Annotated in this window: 22 protein-coding genes; 11 read left to right on the plus strand and 11 right to left on the minus strand. The window is 37.2% G+C overall.

Features of this window, described 5'->3' with window-relative positions; translation table 11 throughout:
• Positions 1-3: 3 nt before the first annotated feature.
• Together CHB68_RS08600 and CHB68_RS08605 are read right to left on the minus strand one after the other, a co-directional pair.
• Positions 4-369 carry a response regulator gene (locus tag CHB68_RS08600; protein ID WP_089260429.1) on the minus strand — a complete coding sequence of 122 codons (366 nt, stop codon included), beginning with the start codon at positions 367-369 and terminating at the stop codon, positions 4-6.
• Entirely contained in the window at positions 369-2141 is a 1773-nt protein-coding gene (locus CHB68_RS08605; protein ID WP_089260430.1) for an ATP-binding protein, read from the minus strand. The genes CHB68_RS08600 and CHB68_RS08605 overlap by 1 nt, the downstream gene beginning before the upstream one ends.
• A gap of 143 nt (positions 2142-2284) precedes the next feature.
• Here CHB68_RS08605 and CHB68_RS08610 point away from each other — a divergent pair, with 143 nt between their 5' ends.
• Entirely contained in the window at positions 2285-3574 is a 1290-nt protein-coding gene (locus CHB68_RS08610) for a dipeptidase (RefSeq protein WP_089260431.1), read from the plus strand.
• On the opposite strand, the gene CHB68_RS08615 is transcribed toward CHB68_RS08610, so the two are convergent.
• On the minus strand, positions 3571-3975 hold the full coding sequence (locus tag CHB68_RS08615; RefSeq protein ID WP_089260432.1) for an acyl-CoA thioesterase: 405 nt from the start codon (positions 3973-3975) through the stop codon (positions 3571-3573). The genes CHB68_RS08610 and CHB68_RS08615 overlap by 4 nt on opposite strands.
• Positions 3976-4249: 274 nt before the next feature.
• Here CHB68_RS08615 and CHB68_RS08620 point away from each other — a divergent pair, with 274 nt between their 5' ends.
• Complete coding sequence (locus CHB68_RS08620) at positions 4250-4657, plus strand: glyoxalase (RefSeq protein WP_089260433.1); 408 nt, start codon at positions 4250-4252, stop codon at positions 4655-4657.
• Here CHB68_RS08620 and CHB68_RS08625 read toward each other — a convergent pair.
• The gene (locus CHB68_RS08625; RefSeq protein ID WP_089260434.1) at positions 4646-5326 is read right to left on the minus strand and encodes a DUF2461 domain-containing protein; all 681 of its coding nucleotides are present in this window, start codon (positions 5324-5326) and stop codon (positions 4646-4648) included. The two genes, CHB68_RS08620 and CHB68_RS08625, sit on opposite strands and share 12 nt — an antisense overlap.
• A 94-nt stretch (positions 5327-5420) precedes the next feature.
• Between CHB68_RS08625 and epsC the strand changes: the two genes are divergently transcribed.
• Positions 5421-6212 carry a serine O-acetyltransferase EpsC gene (epsC, locus tag CHB68_RS08630; protein WP_089260435.1) on the plus strand — a complete coding sequence of 264 codons (792 nt, stop codon included), beginning with the start codon at positions 5421-5423 and terminating at the stop codon, positions 6210-6212.
• Complete coding sequence (gene cysM, locus CHB68_RS08635; RefSeq protein ID WP_089260436.1) at positions 6205-7089, plus strand: cysteine synthase CysM; 885 nt, start codon at positions 6205-6207, stop codon at positions 7087-7089. The genes epsC and cysM overlap by 8 nt, the downstream gene beginning before the upstream one ends.
• 77 nt (positions 7090-7166) lie before the next feature.
• Here the strand turns inward: cysM and CHB68_RS08640 are convergent, their stop codons facing one another.
• The 3 genes from CHB68_RS08640 to truA form a co-directional block, all read right to left on the minus strand.
• Entirely contained in the window at positions 7167-7706 is a 540-nt protein-coding gene (locus CHB68_RS08640; RefSeq protein ID WP_143815185.1) for a hypothetical protein, read from the minus strand.
• Between the two features lie 199 nt (positions 7707-7905).
• Positions 7906-9000, minus strand: a complete 1095-nt coding sequence (corA, locus tag CHB68_RS08645; protein WP_089260438.1) for a magnesium/cobalt transporter CorA — start codon at positions 8998-9000, stop codon at positions 7906-7908.
• 36 nt (positions 9001-9036) lie between these two features.
• On the minus strand, positions 9037-9822 hold the full coding sequence (truA, locus tag CHB68_RS08650; RefSeq protein ID WP_089260439.1) for a tRNA pseudouridine(38-40) synthase TruA: 786 nt from the start codon (positions 9820-9822) through the stop codon (positions 9037-9039).
• A gap of 361 nt (positions 9823-10183) precedes the next feature.
• Between truA and CHB68_RS08655 the strand changes: the two genes are divergently transcribed.
• Positions 10184-10666 (plus strand): hypothetical protein, encoded by a 483-nt coding sequence (locus tag CHB68_RS08655; RefSeq protein ID WP_089260440.1) that lies wholly within the window; start codon positions 10184-10186, stop codon positions 10664-10666.
• 157 nt (positions 10667-10823) lie between these two features.
• On the opposite strand, the gene CHB68_RS08660 is transcribed toward CHB68_RS08655, so the two are convergent.
• On the minus strand, positions 10824-12287 hold the full coding sequence (locus tag CHB68_RS08660) for a magnesium chelatase (protein WP_089260441.1): 1464 nt from the start codon (positions 12285-12287) through the stop codon (positions 10824-10826).
• A 145-nt stretch (positions 12288-12432) separates the two neighbouring features.
• On the minus strand, positions 12433-13584 hold the full coding sequence (locus CHB68_RS08665) for a vWA domain-containing protein (protein ID WP_089260442.1): 1152 nt from the start codon (positions 13582-13584) through the stop codon (positions 12433-12435).
• Between the two features lie 434 nt (positions 13585-14018).
• Here CHB68_RS08665 and CHB68_RS08675 point away from each other — a divergent pair, with 434 nt between their 5' ends.
• The 6 genes from CHB68_RS08675 to CHB68_RS08700 all read left to right on the plus strand — a co-directional run bounded on the left by CHB68_RS08675 (position 14019) and on the right by CHB68_RS08700 (position 18820).
• Complete coding sequence (locus tag CHB68_RS08675; RefSeq protein WP_089260444.1) at positions 14019-14768, plus strand: DUF1853 family protein; 750 nt, start codon at positions 14019-14021, stop codon at positions 14766-14768.
• Positions 14769-14910: 142 nt separating this feature from the next.
• The gene (locus CHB68_RS08680) at positions 14911-15834 is read left to right on the plus strand and encodes an SRPBCC family protein (RefSeq protein ID WP_089260623.1); all 924 of its coding nucleotides are present in this window, start codon (positions 14911-14913) and stop codon (positions 15832-15834) included.
• A gap of 222 nt (positions 15835-16056) precedes the next feature.
• Complete coding sequence (locus tag CHB68_RS08685) at positions 16057-16728, plus strand: hypothetical protein (RefSeq protein ID WP_143815187.1); 672 nt, start codon at positions 16057-16059, stop codon at positions 16726-16728.
• Between the two features lie 136 nt (positions 16729-16864).
• A complete protein-coding gene (locus CHB68_RS08690; RefSeq protein ID WP_089260446.1) occupies positions 16865-17230 on the plus strand; it encodes a hypothetical protein in 366 nt (121 codons plus the stop codon).
• Between the two features lie 223 nt (positions 17231-17453).
• Positions 17454-18269, plus strand: a complete 816-nt coding sequence (locus CHB68_RS08695; RefSeq protein WP_089260447.1) for an AraC family transcriptional regulator — start codon at positions 17454-17456, stop codon at positions 18267-18269.
• Positions 18270-18343: 74 nt separating this feature from the next.
• A complete protein-coding gene (locus tag CHB68_RS08700; protein ID WP_245838889.1) occupies positions 18344-18820 on the plus strand; it encodes a VOC family protein in 477 nt (158 codons plus the stop codon).
• Positions 18821-18877: 57 nt separating this feature from the next.
• On the opposite strand, the gene CHB68_RS08705 is transcribed toward CHB68_RS08700, so the two are convergent.
• Entirely contained in the window at positions 18878-19717 is an 840-nt protein-coding gene (locus tag CHB68_RS08705) for a DUF4249 family protein (protein ID WP_089260448.1), read from the minus strand.
• 4 nt (positions 19718-19721) lie between these two features.
• On the minus strand, positions 19722-22130 hold the full coding sequence (locus CHB68_RS08710) for a TonB-dependent receptor (RefSeq protein WP_089260449.1): 2409 nt from the start codon (positions 22128-22130) through the stop codon (positions 19722-19724).
• Between the last annotated feature and the right edge of the window lie 55 nt (positions 22131-22185).

The raw sequence follows: 22185 nt of genomic DNA on the forward strand, positions 1-22185 counted from the left end.
TTTTTATTTATTTAATTCTCTTGCAACACGTACCAATAATTCTGTGGGACTAACCGGTTTAGTGATAAAATCATTTGCGCCTAGTTCAAAGGCACTAAGAACGTTCTGTTCGTTACCTGCGGAGGATATGATGATGATCGGCGTACTTAATTTTAAGTCGTTCCTCACAAAATCTATAAGCTCTATACCAGAAAAATAGGGCATCATGATATCGCTAACGATAATATCCGGTCTTTGTTTGGTAAGGTATTCCTTTACCTCCCTACCGTTAGAGGAATGGTGCACCTCATAACCGCCTTTTTTGAGCCTAAAATTCAACAATGAGGCCAATAATTGGTCGTCATCTGCCAACAGCACGTGTTTACCCATTATTTTTTATTTAGTATGGTTAGGTGGTAATCTATATTCTCTTCCAATCTTGGATAATCCAACAAAAACATCTGGTATAAATTCTTAACCTTTTCCAGGTTCCCGGCCTTAGAGTTTGCTTCAAGATCAACGATCAATTGTCGCATACCATTAGCCTTAAGCATGGCGAATCCGGCCTTTAGTTTATGGGCGGACAATGCTATTTCTTGCAAATTTTCCGTTTTAAGATGCATCTTAACATTTCCAATGAATTCCAGAGCGTTCAATTTAAACAGCTTAACGAGTTCGTTAAGCATATCCAATTCTCCAAAACAATCGCTTAACAAGTTGTTAAGGTCTACTTTTGTGGTTTCCTTAGGTTCTATCATTTGTTTCTCAAGCATTTTTTTTATCGTAGTTCTTTTCGTCTTTTCTCTTTTATTGTTGAGGATGACGGTCATCAATTCATTTAATGTGTACGGTTTTAACAGAAAATCATTAATGCCAATATCCTTACAGTCCTTACTATCCTGTTCGGTAAAATCTGCACTGAATGCTACAATGGGCACTGTGTTTATTTGAGCGTTTTTATGTTGGCGTATGGCATTAGACATTTCAAAACCATTTATGTTAGGCATTTTTAAATCCATCAGGACCAAATCAATTTTTTTGTTCGCCAATACGGCCAGCCCTTTATTGAGGTTAACGTGGGTGTGTACTTTACAATCCCACTTCATCAACTGTTCCTTGATCAAATGCTGATTCATTAAATTATCCTCAAATACTAGAATTTCTGTTCCGGCAAGTAATTTTTTGCCATTTTCTATATTGGAACTTTCAATTAGGTTTAAGGGAATGTTTTTTGCATTACCAACCGCATAGGGAATGGTAAAGCTAATTATGGTGCCCTTACCTTCTTTACTCTCAATGGTTATTGAGCCTTTTTGCTTTTCTACGATTTCTTTGGTTATGGACAAACCAAGTCCCGTACCACCATATTTTATAGCCGTATCTTCTTCTGCTTGAGCATATCGCTTAAATACTTTTTTAAGTTTTTCCTTTGATATACCAATACCCGTATCCGTTACGGTAAACTTCAATTCATGATGGTCCTTGTGCTCTTTTTTTACAGAAACCGATAATTTGATAAATCCCTTATTGATGAATTTTATGGAATTGCCCAATAAGTTCAACAATACTTGAGATAATTTGGTTGGATCACCCTTAATATTGCTTGGAACGTCATCATCGACATCAACGATCATTTTTATGTTATTATCCAACATGAGGGTCTGACAGAGAAACATTACATCATTGATTAAGGACGATAAATTAAAATCAATGGTCTCAAAATTGATATTTCCCGATGATATTTTGGAATACTCTAAAACCTCGTTAATGATTTTCAATAAAGATGTGGATGCAAATTGTATGGCCTGTACTTTTTTATCTTGACTTTCATTAAGATTTTCTTCCTTCAATAAATTCGCAAAACCAATAATACTGTTCAAAGGAGTCCGTATTTCATGGCTAACATGTGCAATAAATTGATTTTGGTTCAATAGTTTTTTTTCTATTTCCTCTTTCTCCTTGTTCTTGATCACACTACCATTGGTTTTTTTGCCGGTTTTTGGCGTATATATGTGATGCTCTATGCTATTTCTAAAGCTATTAAATGACAACTGAAGTTCTTTGGCATCATCGGCGCTCAATTCCTCAAATGAAAATTCACTTACCGCTCGCTCCAAATTAGATAGTTGACCAATTAAATCCTTAGTTTTTGAAATGGACATGACTAATGGTTCTTTAATTATTTATGCTCAATTAGTTATTTAATTTAAAAATGGGCCTTTATACCCTTGTCGGCAATAAAATGTTTCCTAGGGGTGGTTATTTGTTGTGAATACTCTTAAATTGTAGGTCTAAAAAATAATCAATGAGACCGATCATCTATTTTATTTGCTTGTTAACGATTTTTTCCTGTGCAGAAAAAGCTGAAAAACCTATTGAAAACACCTTGGAAAAAGCAAAACGAATACATGAAGAAGTAATTACGATTGATACCCATAACGACATCAATATCAAGAACTTCACGGACAGCGTCAATTATACGCAACGTCTTGAAACCCAGGTGAATTTGCCAAAGATGAAAGATGGAGGCCTGGATGTATCTTGGTTAATCGTTTATACGGGACAGGACAGTCTAACGGAAATAGGCTATCAAAATGCAAAAACCAATGCCATGCAAAAGTTTGAGGCCATTCATAAACTAACAGAAACTATAGCACCTAACGACATATCATTGGCATTAAACTCCAGCGATGTCAGGAAAATAATAGCTTCTGGAAAGAAGGTTGCCATGATCGGAGTAGAAAATGCCTATCCTATGGGTACTGATTTGAGCGAATTTAAACGATACCATGACCTAGGCGCCAGATATATTTCGTTGGCCCATAACGGCCATAGTCAATTCTCTGATTCCAATACGGGAGAAGCAGATGGTATATGGTTAAATAATGGTTTAAGTGAATTGGGCAAACAAGCTGTTAATGAAATGAATAGATTGGGAATTATGATAGATATTTCTCATCCTTCCAAAGAAGCCATTAAGCAAATGCTTGCCCTTTCAAAGGCACCTATTATAGCATCACATTCCTCTGCAAGAGCACTTTGTGATCACAGTAGAAATTTGGATGACGAATTATTATTGAAATTAAAAGAGAACGGTGGTGTGGTACAGACCGTTGCTTTTAGTTCGTATCTAAATACCGAAAAGCATAACGCAAGATCGGAATACATGAAGGCTATTTATGTAACTGTAGCCGATTCCTTGGGGATTGAATGGTATGAACGTTCCCAATTTTCTACACTTAGTGACGAACAGAAAGAAGCATTTATGGAAAATTATCCTAAAGTGATGCAAATAGGAAAGGAATTGGCCAAAAACCGTCCCGATGCACCAGAAGCCGTCAACGTAAAGGATTTTGTGGACCATATAGATTACATGGTCAAACTTATGGGAATAGACCATGTGGGTATCAGTTCAGATTTTGATGGCGGAGGTGGTATTGAAGGTTGGAGCGATGCGTCCGAAACCTTGAACGTAACCTTAGAACTGGTTGAACGGGGCTATACCCAAAAACAAATAGCCAAACTATGGGGAGAGAACCTTTTAAGGGTACTGGACGAAGTACAGGAAGTGTCCCAAGAACTTAGCAAAGCTTAATCCTCTTCTCCAAGGGCGGCCAAACGGTCTTTTACAAACTCTATCTTAGTTTTTCCATGTGGCTTGGGCTTACCGTTTTCTCCTAAATTTACCATGATGATATTGTCTACCGTAACAATGGTTTCATGGTTCATTTTATTACGAACTTCACAATTTAGGGTCAAGGACGTTTTTCCAAACTTTACGACCTCTATTCCAATTTCAATAACATCCCCTTTTTTTGCTGCGCTCATAAAGTTGATTTCGGACATATATTTGGTAACGATCTTACCGTTCTCCAATTGTATAATGGTATAAAGTGCTGCTTCCTCATCTATCCAAGCCAAAAGTCTTCCTCCAAATAGGGTTCCGTTAGAATTTAAATCGCCAGGCTTCACCAATTTTCTAGTATGAAATCTCATGTCGTAGTGTTTTACTTTTTACGAGTACAAAGTTATACGTAAAAATAAGAATACATCTACTTAATTCATTCTGGACATCAGAATTGTCAATACCAAAATGGTCTCTAAGGTAATTTTAGATTATGATAATTAGCCAAAGAAGAAATTGGATTATACCTAAAATATCAATATAAATACTACTACATAATGTTGTTCATAACAGGTTTAAAACTTCTACAACGTCCCCGTCAATAGCCTAAACTAATATGTACCTTTAAGTAAATTCTATAATGCTATGGAAAGGACCCAGAAATTACTCAATATTCGCCCCACTATTCCCTCGGCCCAAATTCTTCCCAACATGAGTGTAGAAGAACGATTTCAGAACCAAACCTTACGGCCCATATTAAAATTACAGAACGATCTGTTCCTCATATCCTTTCAAAACTATATTAAAAAAATGAAGAACACATTTTACGAATATGGTCTAGAAAAGCAGATGAACTACATTGCAAACGCCATTCAAAAAGACATCAAATATCGTAATGCGTTAAAGGGAATGATCATTGGTCAATTTACCCAAGATGAGTATGAAACGTATATCTTGAATTCATCTGCGTACAATAAGCGTATGATGAATATGGTCATAAAACGTTTACAGGACCAGATTCAATATTTTGACAAACTGCAATTAATCCAATAAGGATTCCCCATTAAGATTCGTAGTTAAAATTGAACTCATTAAATCAAAATACGGGCGAATGATTTTGAAACTTGTATTGATTTCTTGAGCAAAATTGTCGGAAAGTACTTCTGCGTCGGTAAATTTTCTGGTAAATACAAACTGTTTTTTTCTAATAAAATCAATATTGGGGTCTTCCTTGTCAAATCCTTTGGGTGCGGTTTTTAGTTCATCGCCTGTCAATGGGCCCCACACTTTTTTAAATTGAGGTTTGTTGATGATTTGCTCAAGTTCAGAAACATCCAGTTCCCATTCCTTTCTAATACGCAACAAATCGTCCTTTTCCGGATTCCAGAATCCGGTAGCAATAAAGCTGTTTCCTGGTTCTAAGTGCACATAATATCCCCCACGGCGGTGAAGTCCCGCTCTAGCATAAGATGCTGAAAAGCTATTTTTATAAGGCGTTTTATTCTTGGAAAAACGAACATCCCTATATATCCTGAACACTTTTAAACGCTCTATTTCATCATGGGCGCTTAACAGTTCCAAAAGATGGCCAAAGAAACTTCTAGTAGCCTCATTTTCTGCATTAAATTGTTTCTTATGTTCAGCAAACCAGTCCCTATTATTATTCTTTTGTAGTGATTTTAAAAATTGAAAGGTACTCTTTGTAATATTTGTTTCTAACATACGACCTAGCTCTTGTGATTTTAAGCTAAAGTTAACCAATAGACAGGAAGTCCTTTTATTTATTTGGTTAATTTTGGGGAACTAATGCATAACCATGGACCATCGATCAATAATCGAAAAAATAAACGCCCACAAAAAGCAACCTAATTTAAGGTTTCGTCTAAAAAGAAATGTAGAGGAATTTACGGATTTACTTTTTTATACACTTTTTGATATAGAAACCCCGGTTGCCGACAATTTGGGTAAGTTACAATCCCAGTTTGATGACCTTGTGGAATTGGCCTGTTGGGAAAGTGACAAACCCTGTAAAAAAGTTTGGGAGAATTATGTAGAGCAGTTGCCTAATATCTTGGAGAGCTTGAATTTGGATGCAGAAGCGACCGTAAATTGCGATCCTGCATCATTATCCATAGAAGAGGTATATATGGCCTACCCCGGATTCTATGCCATATCCGTATATAGATTGGCACATGAACTTTACAAATCTGGCTTTCCTTTGGTACCCCGACTAATGACGGAGTATGCCCATAGGCAAACCGGCGTAGACATCAATCCTGGGGCGGAGATCGGCAAATCATTCCACATAGATCATGGTACCGGAGTAGTGATTGGTGAAACCGCCATTATTAAGAATGATGTTAAAATTTATCAAGGGGTAACCCTTGGCGGCTTATTTGTTGCCAAGAACCTACAAAAGACCAAGCGGCACCCAACAATAGAAAACAATGTAACTATTTATGCAAATGCCACTATATTAGGAGGTGATACCATAATTGGCGCCAATAGTGTTATTGGAGGAAATGCTTGGATAACCGCTTCCGTTCCACCCCATTCTACTGTTTTCCATACTCCTGAAATAAAAATTAAAACCTTACCAAATGTCTAATACCATAGAAGCATTAATCGGTAATACACCGTTGGTGAAGTCAAGGGTACTTAACACTAACCCCAATGTAAGCCTATATTTTAAAATGGAAGGTCATAATCCCGGAGGCAGTGTAAAGGACAGGGCAGCCTATAATATGATTAAAATGGGCTTGGAGCGCGGTGATTTTAACGAAAACAGCAAATTGATCGAGGCAACAAGTGGCAATACCGGTATTGCATTGGCCATGATTGCAGGTATATACGGATTGGATATTGAATTGGTCATGCCAGAGAATGCGACCAAAGAACGGGTACAGACCATGCGCGCCTATGGAGCAAAAGTTACCCTTACCCCAGCAAATATTGGTATTGAAGGAGCGCGTGATTATGCTGAGGACAAGGTACGGAACGAAGGATTCATAATGATGAACCAATTTGGAAATAATGACAATTGGCAGGCACACTATAAATCTACCGGTCCAGAAATTTGGAACGATACCCAAGGTAACGTTACCCATTTTGTTTCTGCTATGGGTACTACCGGTACTATAATGGGAACATCTACCTATTTAAAGGAAAGGAACCATCAAATTCAAATAGTAGGCGTACAGCCTACGGATGAGTCTAGCATACCGGGCATACGAAAATGGCCAAAAGAATATCTGCCCAAAATTTTTGACAGTTCCAAAGTAGACCGAGTTATGGAAGTAAGTGAGGATGAAGCTAAGGAAATGGCGAAACGTTTAGCCAAGGAAGAGGGTATTTTTTCAGGTATGAGCAGTGGTGGCGCCGCTACAGTAGCCTTACGACTGGCAAACGAACTAAAAGAAGGAACTATAGTATCTATTGTGTGCGACCGTGGGGACCGTTATCTTTCCTCTGATCTTTTCGGTTAATAACAACTCCATAATTTGAATAAAAAAAGAGCCATTATAGGCTCTTTTTACTTTTTAAATTTTGGTAATAGAATTGTTTATCTACTGGAAGTGTGGGTATAAGATCTATTATATTCTTCCACTAAAAATTCGATATTTTCACCTTGCTCGTTGGTAAAAATATATGTAGCCTTATCATTATCCATTTTCTTGGATTTTAAATTTAGATTTTCTACGATTTTTAGATTTTCACCATCGTCCATGGCAACGACCAGTTCATCGTTTTTAGAGACCAACACAAAATCCTCTGGCGTTTTAGATTCATAACTGAACACAATTTTCTCATCAAAATCATCGTCCTCATCATTGTCTATTCTAACCGTTTTTACAATTGTGGCAATACTATCCACTACCCTGGCCTGATCTATTTTGCCTTCGTCCTTTTCGTCCCTTTCTATAGTATTTAGTCGCTTTGTGGTAATTTCAACGGTGTTTTTAATGAGTTTTTTACCATCATTAATCGTATACGATTTAGATATTTTCGTATCAAGAACCTCTGGGTCAACTTCTTGAGCCGTTACATGTATACTCGTTAATAATAGCCCGGTCATACAAAGTGTAAGAATTATCTTTTTCATAGCAATATTCATTTTTTAGTTCTACGCATACCAATATGGTATACCCAAGACTATTTGCCAATGACATAGCGGAAAATTCAGAAGAATCTTACCATATAGTTTCTATGTCAGCATAGCCTACGTGCAAGATATGGTGCAACGAGCGTATGGGCTGACCCAAATGAACAAACCTTTAATTGTAAAGAATTTTAGGGGTAGCCTATAGCCATTTCTTTTTTTTGAAATATATCATCATACCAATAAAAAGAACAATCATTACTGCCCAAACGGCATGGTAGCCATATTTGTAGTGAAGTTCCGGCATATGGTCAAAATTCATACCGTAGATACCTGCAATAAAGGTAAGGGGTATAAAAATGGAAGCCATTATGGTCAATACCTTCATGACTTCGTTCATTTTATTACTCATATTGCTCATATACATTTCCATTAAACTCATGGACATTTCACGATAAATTTGCAAACTCTCGTTAATCTCTATGGTATGATCCTGTACATCGCGTAAAAATAACTTTGTATCTTTTTTTATTAGGTTGTTTTCCGTGTCAATAAGCCTACTGATCAATTCCTTTACCGGATAGATCCACCTTCTTACCTGAAGTATCTCTTTTTTAAGCAATTGAATATTCTTGGCAACATCCGGTGCCGGGTTATTGTATACTTCGTCTTCTAATTGCTCTATCCTATGGTTTAGATTTTCTATGACCAGAAAATAATTGTCCACAATGGCATCCAACAAAGCAAAGAAAAGATAATCTGCCCCCCTACTTCTAATACGGCCCAATTTACCCGTAATACGTTCTCGAAGCCCGTTGAATACATCTTCCTTAACTTCTTGGAATACCAGTACCGTATTTTCCAACAGTACCAAGGCAATATGCTCCCCCACTACTTTTTCCTCTTCTGAGATATATAACATTTTGAATACCCCAAAAATATAATCCTCGTATTCATCTATTTTTGGTCTTTGTTCCGTATTCACTACATCTTCAAGTACCAAAGGGTTTAGATTAAAGTGTTTGCCCAATTGTTCTATAAACGGCTCATCTGATATACCTACGATATTGACCCATGAAATTTTTTCACTACGATTAGAAGCCAAAAAATCATCTAGAATGTTGAATTCCTGTTGTTCAAAACCCGATGGATTGTATAAAATATTGAAGATGGTACTGTCCGATCGCTCTTTATTGCCCATATAGCTCACCGTACCTGGAGCCTTGCCCATTTTATTATGTACACGGGATTTTTTCTTTTTTCTCTTTGGGAATGCTAACTTTTTACGAAGCGCCATCTAATTTAATTTTCTTAAATATACTAAAACTGAAATCTACCCTTTAAAATTTACTTGGTTTAATAACAAACCAGAACCAGGGGCAATACTGGTAAGTTTATGCTCGCTACCCGGTTGTAAGGCCGACTTAATTTGGTCAAGAGTCAGTTCGTTTCTGCCCAATTGCACCAATGCGCCCATGATCAGTCGTATTTGGTAACGCATAAATCCTTCACCATGAATTTTTAATATGTAACTATTATCCGGAAAAAAATTGGCCTCTAAAAGGGTGTTTTTAATAATACTACATGAAGTTATAGTCCTTATTTTTTTATGCTTGGTCTTATCTGCCGTTGTAAAGACCGAAAAATCATGTTTCCCTTGAAACAAGGTAGCACCCTCTTTCATTAAATCAAGGTTTAATGGTTCTATATAATTGGTAATAAATGGAGCACTGAACGGATGATTTTTAGTCCCGAACGAAAAGAAATAGAGATATTCCTTGATTTTGCTGTCCTTGATAATATTAAAATCCTCACCTACAGGTTCTATGGAAACCAATCTGATATCCGAGGGTAAATTCTTATTGAAGTCTTTAAGAAATATCGCCAAATCTGGTAATTCATTGATTAAAAAAAGCTCAAAAGCGGCATCTAAGGCAGAAACCTTGGCATCCGTACGGCCTGCTCCCAATATTTTAAAATCTTGGTCGGGAAAAAGAAACACAAAGGTTTTTTCAAGCATTCCTGAAATTGTTTTGTGCTTGGGCTGAATTTGCCAGCCACTATATCTAAACCCTAAGTATTGTAACCGGACAATATAACGATAACGGTACTTGCTCATAGGTGTAAATGTATATACAATTTATGCAAAATAGCCATCAGGTAATTATTGTTTGGTTGATGTTAAAAAATTCAACAGTTGGTATAAATTCTTATAGATAGAAAATTCAATTTGGGTGTCTATCAAAATATTTATTTTCATTAATTGAACAAACATCTGTCATACTCCTTTCTATTGAATCTAAAGTATTTGTACTATTGCATTTTTGCTTATAATAAGGTAATATTAATGGATGGTTAACTAATAGTCAAGAACTTGAACAACAAAGTAAACCGTTCATCGATTTCTTTGAAATATATCAAAAACATACCCGTTCTTGATTTGAAACTATGGTGTCCCAGAAACCGTAAAATAATACTTTATGAATTCAATTAAAAGAATATTGACTTGGAAACGTACATTAATTGTGTCGGTCATTGTGCTGTTTCTATTAAGTATTTTCAGTTTTTACGGACTATATACAAACAAGTTTTATTTCTTTAAACCTGATAATTATATCTTTCCAATAGTATCAATTGTGCATTTAATATTTCTGTATGTGCTTTGGTTTAAAATCAACGAAGAAGAATTAAGTGATCCGCCAATGCGAACTTTAGAATATGTGCTATACATCATTTCATTGATTTATATTTATAGGTTTGTTGAGACAATAATTATATTAACAACCTACCACAATTTTGAAAATCACCTTATTCCTAGCACCTTTTTGCCAATGGGTTTTATAATTCTTTTTTTAAACACCGTTTTGTTGTTGGTTACATTTTTAGCAATTGTATATAGAAAAGAAATAGTAGGCACGTACTTGTTTGATGAGACAAATCAACATGTAGATCATTGGAAATAAACGATTTGAGATATAAAAAAACCTCGATAATTTCTTATTGAGGTTTTTTTTTATGAGCTGTATTTAACAAGTATATTAATTTAAAAAAACATCTTGACATTAAAATGCAATTACCTGAATAGATATCAATAAATTATATAACGATAGTTATTTAATTCTAGATACCCTTTAAAAAACTACTGTACAGGTCCTTGAACTCATAACCGTCCGTAAAACGTTGCTTGTTTAATTTCTTATGGGATACAAGGCCCCATAACAAAAGTTCTTTTAGAAAATACACATCTTTTTCTGGGTATTCCGGTTGATGGTCCTTGATCAATTGGTTTAATGCAGGTATACTGTCCAAGGCGCGTTTGTATTCTTCATCGGTAAAATCATCTAACAGTTCAAACCCCTCTCCTTGAAAAAACCAATGCAACAACTCGTCATATACGGTTTCTTCGTCTTTACGTTCCAGTTTATTGATTTTTGGGAAATACTGTGGAAATAGTGATTTTACGGCATCATCTATTAATATTTCGGCTACACCGTCCGCACCCTCCTGTTCACCTTCATAAACCAATTCTATCTTCCCTGTTATTGCAGGAATAATTCCCGTAAAATCGCTTAACCGTACCATGGTCGTATCGGCTCCGTTCAATAAGGTTCTACGTTCGGCCGTACTGAGCAAATTTTCAAATGCCGTTATACTGGTACGTGCACTGACCCCACTTTTAGCATCTACATATTCACTCTCACGAGCCTCAAAACTTACCTGCTCCAATAAATCCTTGGCCAGGCTGGGCACATAAATACTTTCTGACTGCCGCGCATCCAATTTTGCCTCTTGCTCGGTAATTTTACGAGCCGTTTCTATATCCTCAGGGTAATGTGTTAGAATCTGCGACCCAATTCTATCTTTCAATGGGGTAACAATACTACCTCTGTTGGTATAATCTTCCGGGTTTGCCGTAAAAACAAATTGAAGGTCTAACGGTAATCGCAACTTGAATCCCCTAATCTGAATATCACCTTCCTGTAAAATATTAAAAAGCGATACTTGAATACGTGCCTGTAAATCCGGTAATTCGTTAATGACGAAAATACAACGGTTGGCACGGGGAATCATTCCAAAATGAATAACACGATCATCTGCATAGGACAACTTTAAATTAGCAGCTTTAATAGGATCTACATCACCAATTAAATCGGCCACGGTAACATCTGGAGTAGCAAGTTTTTCATAAAAGCGGTCTTCTCTATGTAACCATGAAATAGGTGTATCATCACCTTTTTCAGCTATCAGTTCTAACGCATAGCGAGACATGGGCAACATGGGATCATCATTAATTTCAGAACCTTCTACAACAGGGATCCATTCATCCAACAGATTGACCATTAATCTGGCCAAACGAGTTTTTGCCTGACCCCGTAATCCTAATAGGTTAATGTTATGGCGGGAAAGAATGGCACGCTCCAATTCCGGAATAACGGAATCCTCATATCCCCAAACTCCTTCAAAGCTATCTTTTCCTGCTTTTATATTTTCACGAAGGTTATCACGTAATTCGTCCTTTATTTTTTTGGATTGATATCCGGACTTGACCAATTGGCCCAAAGTTTTTATATCTGTATGCTTCATATATTTGTTAATGGTTGATAGTTGGTTGTTGACGGTATCACCGAACCAGTTTCAACCTTTAAATGTTATATTATTTTCCTTTTACTTTTAAATCTTATCTGTTCAATACTTTTATATAATTCTACTATTAGCCGACAACGAACAACTATTTAAGTCGCTTTTTCCTGTTCGCCTCATAATCCTCAAAAATCATTTCCCCCAAGCCTTTAAGTCCCGTGAAAAACGCTTTTCCCTTGTTCGCTTCCGTAAAATGACGTATAAACTGCATTAAATACGGATCTTGCGCAATCATAAAAGTAGTAATGGGAATATGTAATTTACGCGCTTCCCTGGCTTTATTGTAACATTTTTCCACAATAAAATCATCCAGACCCACACTGTTCTTATAATAGGTACCGTCTGGCATGCGCAGGCAACTAGGCTTTCCGTCGGTAATCATAAAAATCTGTTTGTTGGTATTCCGTTTTCTACGTAGCATATCCATCGCCAATTGTAGACCGGCCACGGTATTGGTATGGTATGGACCCACTTTTAAATACGGTAAGTCTTTAATTGGAATGGGCCACGCATCGTTACCGAACACCAAAATATCCAGTGTATCTTTTGGGTAGCGCGTGGTAATCAGCTCGGCCAAAGCCATTGCCACTTTTTTTGCGGGCGTAATGCGGTCTTCGCCATAGAGAATCATACTATGGCTAATATCGATCATGAGTACGGTACTCATTTGTGCTTTGTACTGCGTATCTTCTACCACCAAATCCTCCTCACTCAATTGAAAACTGCCCATACCGTGATTAATTTGGGCATTTTTAAGGCTCTCGGTCATCGAAATATTATCTAGACCATCACCATAACGGTACTCCCTAAAATCGCCAGTATGTTCGTCTCCTTGCCCGGATTTACCGGTCTTATGGTTGCCGGAACCACTACGCTTTAGTTTTCCGAAAATTTGGTCCAAGGCACGCTGACGAATAATACGCTCCATTTTAGCGGTAATAGAAATGTTTCCGCCGCCACCGTCATCCGTACCTTTTTCACCGTCACCACCACCATTTTCAAACTCTTCGCGTATGTAGCCTTTTTGCTTAAGCTCCTCTATAAAATCGTCTATAGTGTAGTCTTCGGTGGTCAGTTCATATTCCTTGTCCAACTCGCGAAGCCAATCGATAGCCTCGTCAAAATCACCTGAAGTATGTGTGATCAGCTCTTGAAAAACATCAAATAGCCGCTCAAATATTGATTGTTCGGGTGCTTCGTATTTCTGAAACCGATACCCTTTTCTTACGTTCATAGCCATACTATAAAATTAACACTTTTACCTTGGATGCCCTCGGCTTTTGGGAAATGTTAACGTTGTTGTTTAAGATTGGTTGTTGGTTGTTAGTTGTTCATTATTCGTTGATCGTTGTTGGTTGCTCGTTGTTGGTTGTTAGTTGTTGGATGTTCGTTGTTGGATGTTCGTTGTTGGTTTTATACTTGGCGCTTTGCGCTATTCGCTTTGCGCATACCAATGGCGTAGCGAAAAGATACCGGTGCAAAACGAATAGCATGCTACGTTTTGCGCGTAGCGTTTTAAAAAAGTAACTTCGGCTACGCTCAGTTACCGGTATTTAGCAACACTATTTATAAACAACCGACAACCAACAACTAAAAAGATAAACCATCGACCAACAAGCTACAACCATCAAACAGATACAAGGCTTTTTAAGCACTCCACCGCTTTGGGAAGGTGTGCAGTTTGGCGTACTTCAGTTTCAGTTTCCTGTTGTGGCTGCAGATAGTTATGTGGTAAGTGAAATACCGGAAAAATTGCGCTTGGGACATCAAATGGAATTTGTGTGCAAACAGTTGTTAGAAGCTAGTAATGCGTATGATGTTCTCCTGCACAATATGCCCCTACGAGAAGAAAAACGGACTATTGGTGAAATAGATTTTATTGTTCAGGAAACCGCTACAAAGCAGTTAATTCACATAGAATTGACCTATAAATTCTATTTGATCGACACCGATATCAAAGAACCCATACACCAACTGGTAGGACCCAACCGGCGCGATGCCTTTTATGCCAAGTTAGTAAAGATAAAGAACAACCAATTTTCATTGATTCACACGCCTATTGGGCGCTCCGCATTGTTAGAAAAAGGAATTGAAACCGAAAACATAATGCAGCAAGTTTGCTATAAAGCCCAGTTATTTCAACCTTATTCCAGTGACACATTATCCATTGCACCGTTAAACAAAAATTGTATTATAGGCTATTGGTTACGCTTGGCAGCATTTCATACGGCTGACTTTACACCGCATACATTCTATATCCCTACCAAAAGTGAATGGGTGTTGCACCCTATGGACACCGTAGCATTTCGCTCACATGAAGAAATTGTTATAGCTATTACAGAACGCTTAAAAAACAACAGCGCTCCCATGGTTTGGATGAAGAAAAACAACACGTTTGAGAAGTTCTTTGTGGTATGGTGGTAAGCATAGTTCTAAGTTTAAACTTCATAAATGCCTGTTAATAACTGTTGATAGGTCTTTTTTAATGTGGGTGGGAATTAGATTACTTTTATAGATGAAATATGTGCAATTGTGTGCATATACAATTGTTGTAAAACATTTAAAATTGAATAAAACTCACCTAATTTCCATATTAATAACTCTTGTCCTAATTCAAATTCTAGGCTTTGTTTCAATCAACTACCTTGGAGATTATGGTTGGAGTGTTTTTCTTTTTATTCCTTTCATAATTGGGTTTTTACCACCATATATTTCTGGAAAGAAAATTACAATAACTAAAAGTATGGCTTATAGATTAAGCTTTGCTGCTTTAGGTCTTGCTTGTCTTGCTCTCTTAGTTTTTGCAATTGAAGGTATTATTTGCCTACTAATGGCAAGTCCTCTTCTTGCTCTTGCAGTATGGTTGGGTTCCTATATCGGATATAAAAGCTCTGGTTCAAATTTCATGAATCCAAAAAACACAACTATCATATTGGTTTTACTATCATTTGGGTTCACCAGTTTCGACTACTTCAACAAGCCGAAGGACCTAATACCCGTTCGAACCAAAATAATTGTAAACGCACCTATTGAAGCAGTATGGAATAACGTAGTCACATTTGACAAAATCAGCGAACCTACTGACTGGATTTTCAAAACTGGTATAGCTTACCCAACTGACGCCACAATCGTTGGAAAGGGTGTTGGAGCAGTACGGTATTGTAATTTCACCACAGGTAGTTTTATTGAGCCAATAACAACATGGGACGAGCCAAATTTATTGCAATTCGATGTTAAGGAGCAGCCAACTCCAATGAACGAATTAAATCCTTTTTGGGATGTGCATCCTCCACATTTGGATGGATATTTTAAATCTTACAAGGGTCAATTCAAATTAACCAAAATATCTGAAAGTAAAACAGAACTGGAAGGAACGACCTGGTACAAAGTGGATATTTATCCTGAAATATATTGGAAAGGTTGGTCTGACTTCATAGTTCATCGAATACACGAAAGAGTTTTAAATCATATAAAACACGAATCTGAATAAAAACGTTTTACAACAATGCCTAAACGTAATGCGGACTTTAGCGCAAAACCGAAAGGTCTGTGTATATTTATGAAGTCGCTAAATCTTATGGATTTAGCTTTGGAACAAAAAAGAAAAAGCAAAACAATAAGCTATAGCTTCGTGCGCAGACGGAAACGAAAAGTTTCCTTGCTCCCGCACTACGCTTAGCCCAACCGTTGTGCACAATATAAACCTACTGCTATGAAGAAAAATTTGATTTACATATTAATCTTTTTTTCGCTTCTAGTTATGAGCTGTGAAGAAGACCCAATTCCTGCCGATATTGAAACTTTAATATTTGGAAAAATTTATGACTCAACTAATGATATTCCAATAGTAAATGAGAAAGTAAAATTAGCGGAATATAGCACGCAAGGAACATTTGCTGGAACGAATTATATATTTAAAGGGTTTATAGATTCGACTACGACCAACATAAATGGAGATTATAATTTACCATTTACTACAACTGGAAATGGAAATGGATATCAAATTCAACTTGACTTTAATGAACAAGTACATATACCAAACTTGGTCGAATTTATTCAAGACGAAAGTATTGGAAGCCAAGAAGAACTGAATTTTGAGGGTTTGAGACTTTATCCTGTAGACTTGAAAGTAATAATAACAGACGAAATATCTAAAGAAATAAATGTCTACAAACAATTTCCAGAAAGATTAATTGACCCAATACCACCTTCGACACAAAATTCAGTTAGACGAATTTGGATTGATAAAAATGTGGTTAACGAAATTACTTTTCAAATAGGAACTTCAAGTCCTTTTTTAAATCATATCATTGAAATTCCAATTAATAACACGACGGAACTTTATGAATATGAAGTGGAAATAAATTCTACTGATTTTCAATAAATACTATGCACAACACCGTACATAATTTATTGCTAGCTCTAGTCTACTTACAAAAATCCTCTCGGATTTTCTATTCGGTTTTTATTTGCTAAATTAGGTGTTTAAACGCGCCACTAATCATACGTTAGCTCTAATTATGAAGATCTTCACGACATTAAAAATCGTAATTTGGATTTCAATAATGGTTTTCTTTATAGGCTGTAAAAATGAAATTAAATTTGACTCTGCCGAATGGAATAAAAATGGAGTGGATTGGCAAATAACGGAACATAGAGAAAAAATGGTTTCGGACTTAATAAAAAGCGACACTCTAATCGGACTTGATAAAATCAGCGTGATTGAAGTGCTCGGAAAACCTGAAATTGAAACAGAGAAAAAATTAAAATATTTAGTTCGTGAAAAATACGAATGGAACATTGACCCGGAATACATCAAATATTTATGGGTGATATTAGACGAAAATGGAATCGCAACTCAATGTTATGTGGAAAAAACAAAATAATTGAGCTAACAAAGCCTATAATTAATGCGGTCTTGTGTCTTATTCGTGAGGTTCATTTATATTTATAATGTCGCTAAATCTGTTGTATTTCGCTTTGACTAGAAAAAAGAAAAAACAAAACAAAAAGTTTTCGCTATGTGCGTGGCGGAAAGCAAACGCGAGTTTGCCCCCGTACTGTTCATAACTCTATCGTCACATCCCTCACCAACAACATCCTAAAACAATGAACTACCAAACATTTCAACCACATCAAGACCTAAAAGCTTTGGTAAGTTGTTATTGGACTTTGGAAATTCCTGCTGAATATAATGCAGAAAGACAGCGCATAGTACCAGATGGTTGTATTGAAATGGCGTTTATTCTTGGCGATGAAATTAAACGCTATACTTCGCAAGATGAATTTATACTACAACCACGTGCCATGGTACTTGGGCAAACCCTAGCACCCTTTTTTATTGAACCTACGGGCTATGTAAACACTTTTGCAATACGTTTCTACCCTTATGGCTTTGCCAATTTTGTTACTAAACCCATTGAACAATTGGCAAATAAAGAAACCCCGTTAACCTCACTGTTTGAAGCTTCAATTGTCAATGAACTGGAGCGCAACATCATTAATGCAGAAGACACAAAACAACGCATTGTAGTTATTGAAAAATTCCTTTTAGAAAGGTTGAATGAACAATCCACCATTGATACTATTGTAAAGCAAACCGTAGATGCACTTTTATCTTCAAACGGTACTGCGGCTATTACCACCATTCTCAAAGATTATTTGTCCAAAAGAAGACAATTGGAAAGAAATTTTAAAAAGCAGATTGGCGTTAGTCCTAAACAATTGGGCAAGGTCATACGATTGCAATCGGCATTAAAAATGCTACTGAACAAAGAAACGGACAGCCTTACCAAAATTGCCTATGAAAGCGACTATTTTGACCAAGCCCATTTTAATAAGGATTTTAAGGAATTTACCGGCATTAGCCCCACAGCATTCTTAAGCAATGAACAAATGGCACTCTCTACCTTGTTCTATAAATAGCCTGCGTGTCGCATTTTTACAATTTTTTAGTTGAATACTATTCCATATTTGTATTTTACATGTAAACACTACAAATGAAAAAGGCAATATTTTTAGGTGCGGTATTATTTACTTTTTGGGGAATTGACTGTAATGCTCAAGATAAAGCAATGAATACGCACGCAACTGAAAACAAAAGCGATATGAAAAGTTTTATTTCCATTTTTGAAATTCCGGCTACTGATATTACAAGGGCGGTAAATTTTTACCAAGCTATTTTGGACATAGAAATAGACAAAATGGAATTTCCGGAAATGCAAATGGGTATATTCCCCTATGAAAACCAAATGGTCACTGGAGTTATCATGAAAGCGGAAGGCTATACCCCTTCTGCAAACGGAATAACCATTTACTTAAATGGCGGGGATAACTTACAAGCTATACTCGACAAAGTCGAAATCAACGGTGGTGAGATTATAGTTCCAAAATCGCTTCATGCAGACGAAAGCGGTTATTACGCTATATTCCTGGACTCTGAAGGCAATAAAATGGGGCTGCATTCACCAAACTAAAAAAAGCCAAGCTCATGTTAAATTTGAGTTTGGCTTTTTCATTTTTCAAAATATCTTCTACTCTACCGTATAACTTACCCTATTGGTTTCCGTTACCCTAAAATAACCATGGGCATAATTATCCGGGTTGGTCGTATTTATGCAATTACCGCGAACATCTACCGGTGTAGCTTCAAAAATACCTACTCCGCCCATTTGGTCTATAACAATATCCATATAGTTAAAATACGATCTGGAAATACCGTGCATGCTGATGTTTACAACATCACCAGGTAATAACGGTTTTATTTCCTCGTCCTCATCATCATCAATCTCATACCACCAGTCCACTTCGTTCCCGTTTATAAACTCATCATCGCCCGTTTCCAAAGTAGGTAACAGGTCTTGTGGTCGTTCAAACTTAAAAAGGTAATTATCGCCTTCGTCCTCAAAATCTGTAAATACAATATGCAGTTCAATAGCTTCATCATCAAACCCGTCTTCCGTATCTTGGTAGATATCGGTAATATTGGGAACAGGATTCATCGTATCTTCGGCAACATATCGTTCTCCATTATACACAATTTCCAAAGTATAGGTGGCGAACAATTGAGGTTGAAAGGTGCTTGTGGTATAAGTACCGTCATTCTGATCGGTAAAACGAAAAACTTCTCCCGTAGCGTTATTGGTTACATTAACTTCCGCACCCGTAACATTGGTTCTTTCAGTGTCAAAAAAAGGTGTGGACGTACGTAGGGTGATCACTTGATCATTACCCGTAGTTCCTTTTTCCCAGTCTAAGGACGCCTCCACCACCAAACGTAAGGTATCTGTTTGTACGTCAACATCTATAACATCGGTACAACACGTAAGAATAACGGTGAACAGGGCTATTATTGGTTTTATATAATTTTTCATCGTATTAAAATTTAAAGTTATAGGTAATGGATGGTACAATTCCGAATATGGCGGTTCTGGTAGCCTCATTTGCCCCCGTTTCTATATTCTGCCCAAAGGATACCGAAGCAGCATTCTTGCGGTTATAGGCGTTATAAATTCCAAGTACCCACTCCCCCTTTAATTTGGCATTTGGCTTTCTGTTAGGCTTATAGTTAACCGACAGATCTAAACGATGATACGCAGGTAAGCGATCGGAATTTCTATCGGAATAACTAGCAATGGAAACGCCCTCATACTCATATTGACCATTAGGATACGTAACAGGTCTACCCGTTTGAAATACCAAATTGGTACCAAAACTCCATTTATCGTTTAATCGATATGACCCGGATATAGAGACATCATGCGTTCTATCATAAGGAGTGTTGTACCAATTACCGTCATTAATACCCAAACCACCGGCATTACCACCGGGAGTTCGCTGCTCTGACTTGGATAGCGTATAGGAAATCCACCCCGTAAATTTACCCTCGTTCTTACGGAATAAAAGCTCTAGTCCGTACGCCCTGGACTCCCCTTTCAATATTTCGGTTTCAATAGTATTCTGCCCAATAAGATCAGAACCATCTATATAATCGATTCTATTATCGGTATTCTTATAATAGATCTCAGCCTCCATGGAATACGCCGTGTTCTTAAAATTACGGAAGTAGCCCAAGGCATACTGATTGGATAATTGCGGGTCTATATACTGACCGCTTGGTGTCCAAACATCTAATGGCGTAGCCGAAGAAGTGTTGGATAATAGATGTATGTATTGTGCCACCCTAGAAAAACCGGCCTTTAAAGAAGAGTTATCATTTAAGGTATATGCCAATGACGCCCTAGGCTCCAAATTACCAAAGGTCTTAATGGCGTCTCCCTTTTCGTATACCGTTTCGCCAATGGCTTCACCACGTTCATAAATACCTAGGTCCTCATTATAGACTACCGGTTGATTATTGGCATACTCCGTTATGGGTTGACCACCAAGTCTAGAGAATGCACTGTAGCGCAAACCGTATTGTGCAGTCAGCTTCTCCGTTAATTTATGTTCCGCATTTACATACAACCCTGTTTCCAATGCCTTTTTCTTATCCAATATCAAAGGATTGACCGATGAAGTTTCGGTGGTAGGAATAATTTCACCGGGATCAAACTCATAATGTATACCGCTGGCTCCAAAATCTAGCTTAAATGTATCGCTGAAGTAATACTTTAAGTCATATTTTAGATTGTAATTGGTAATGGACGACACCCAATCGAACTCCGCAGAGGTAATACCCAGCTCGTAGTCATACTTACTATAAATAGCTGATAGGTTAGAAAAAAGTTTATCGTTAAAAATGTGGTTCCAACGCAGGTTAGCTGTTGAATTCCCATAAGAACTACTAAAGTTTTCTCCCAGCTCAAAAGCATCGCGCCCAAAATAACCGGAAAGAAAAAGTCGGTTGTTCGTATTGATCTTATAATTCGTTTTTAAGTTTAGATCGTAAAAACTTACGCTATTATCTTCCCCCGCAGCTTTTAACAACAGATCGGCATAAGAACGACGACCAGCAATTAAAAAAGAACCTTTTTCTTTAAACAAAGGTGCTTCCAGTGCCAAACGGCTAGATATGATACCGATGCCGCCCGTTGCAGTGAACCGTTTGCTGTTACCGTCTTTCTGCCTAACATCTAACACTGAGGAAACACGCCCACCATACCTTGCCGGTATACCGCCTTTGTACAGTTTTACATCTTTAATGGCATCCGCATTGAAGACCGAGAAAAAACCGAACATGTGCGATGTATTGTAAATGATAGCCTCATCCAACAGAACCAGGTTTTGGTCGCCCGCACCACCACGTACGTGAAAACCGCCGGTACCTTCACCGTTATTGGTTACCCCTGGAAGCATTTGTAGGGATTTTAAAATATCCACTTCACCCAAAACCACGGGCATTTGTTTTACCGTCTCAATATTCATTTTAAGCACGCTCATTTCCGGTTTACGCAGTATGGCGCGTTCAGGTTCATCCGCTATAACTTCTACTTCATCCAATTGTGTGGAAGCTTCTGATATTTCAAAATTGAATTGTTGATTTTGGGTAAGGTTAATTTCCTGTTGTATATCCGTATAACCCATGAAAGTGACCAACAACGTGTATTTTCCTTCCGGTGCGGTCAACGAATAAAAACCGTATTCATTGGTAACCACCCCAATAGAGGTTCCTTCCAAAAAAACCGATGCCCCAAACAGGGTTTCGCCATTTTTAATATCACTTATCTTACCGCTAACGGTATAGGTACTTTGCGCAACGACTTGGGTACTGGTAATCATTAGCAATAAGACCATACAAAAGAATAGTCTTTGACGCCAATAATGCCTTTTTAATTTTACTGTCATGTTATATATTTTGAATGATGAACACCCTATTGACAATTGAAAGCAAGAAAGGTTG

It is taken from the genome of Maribacter sedimenticola, from assembly GCF_900188415.1.
Lineage (GTDB): Bacteria > Bacteroidota > Bacteroidia > Flavobacteriales > Flavobacteriaceae > Maribacter > Maribacter sedimenticola.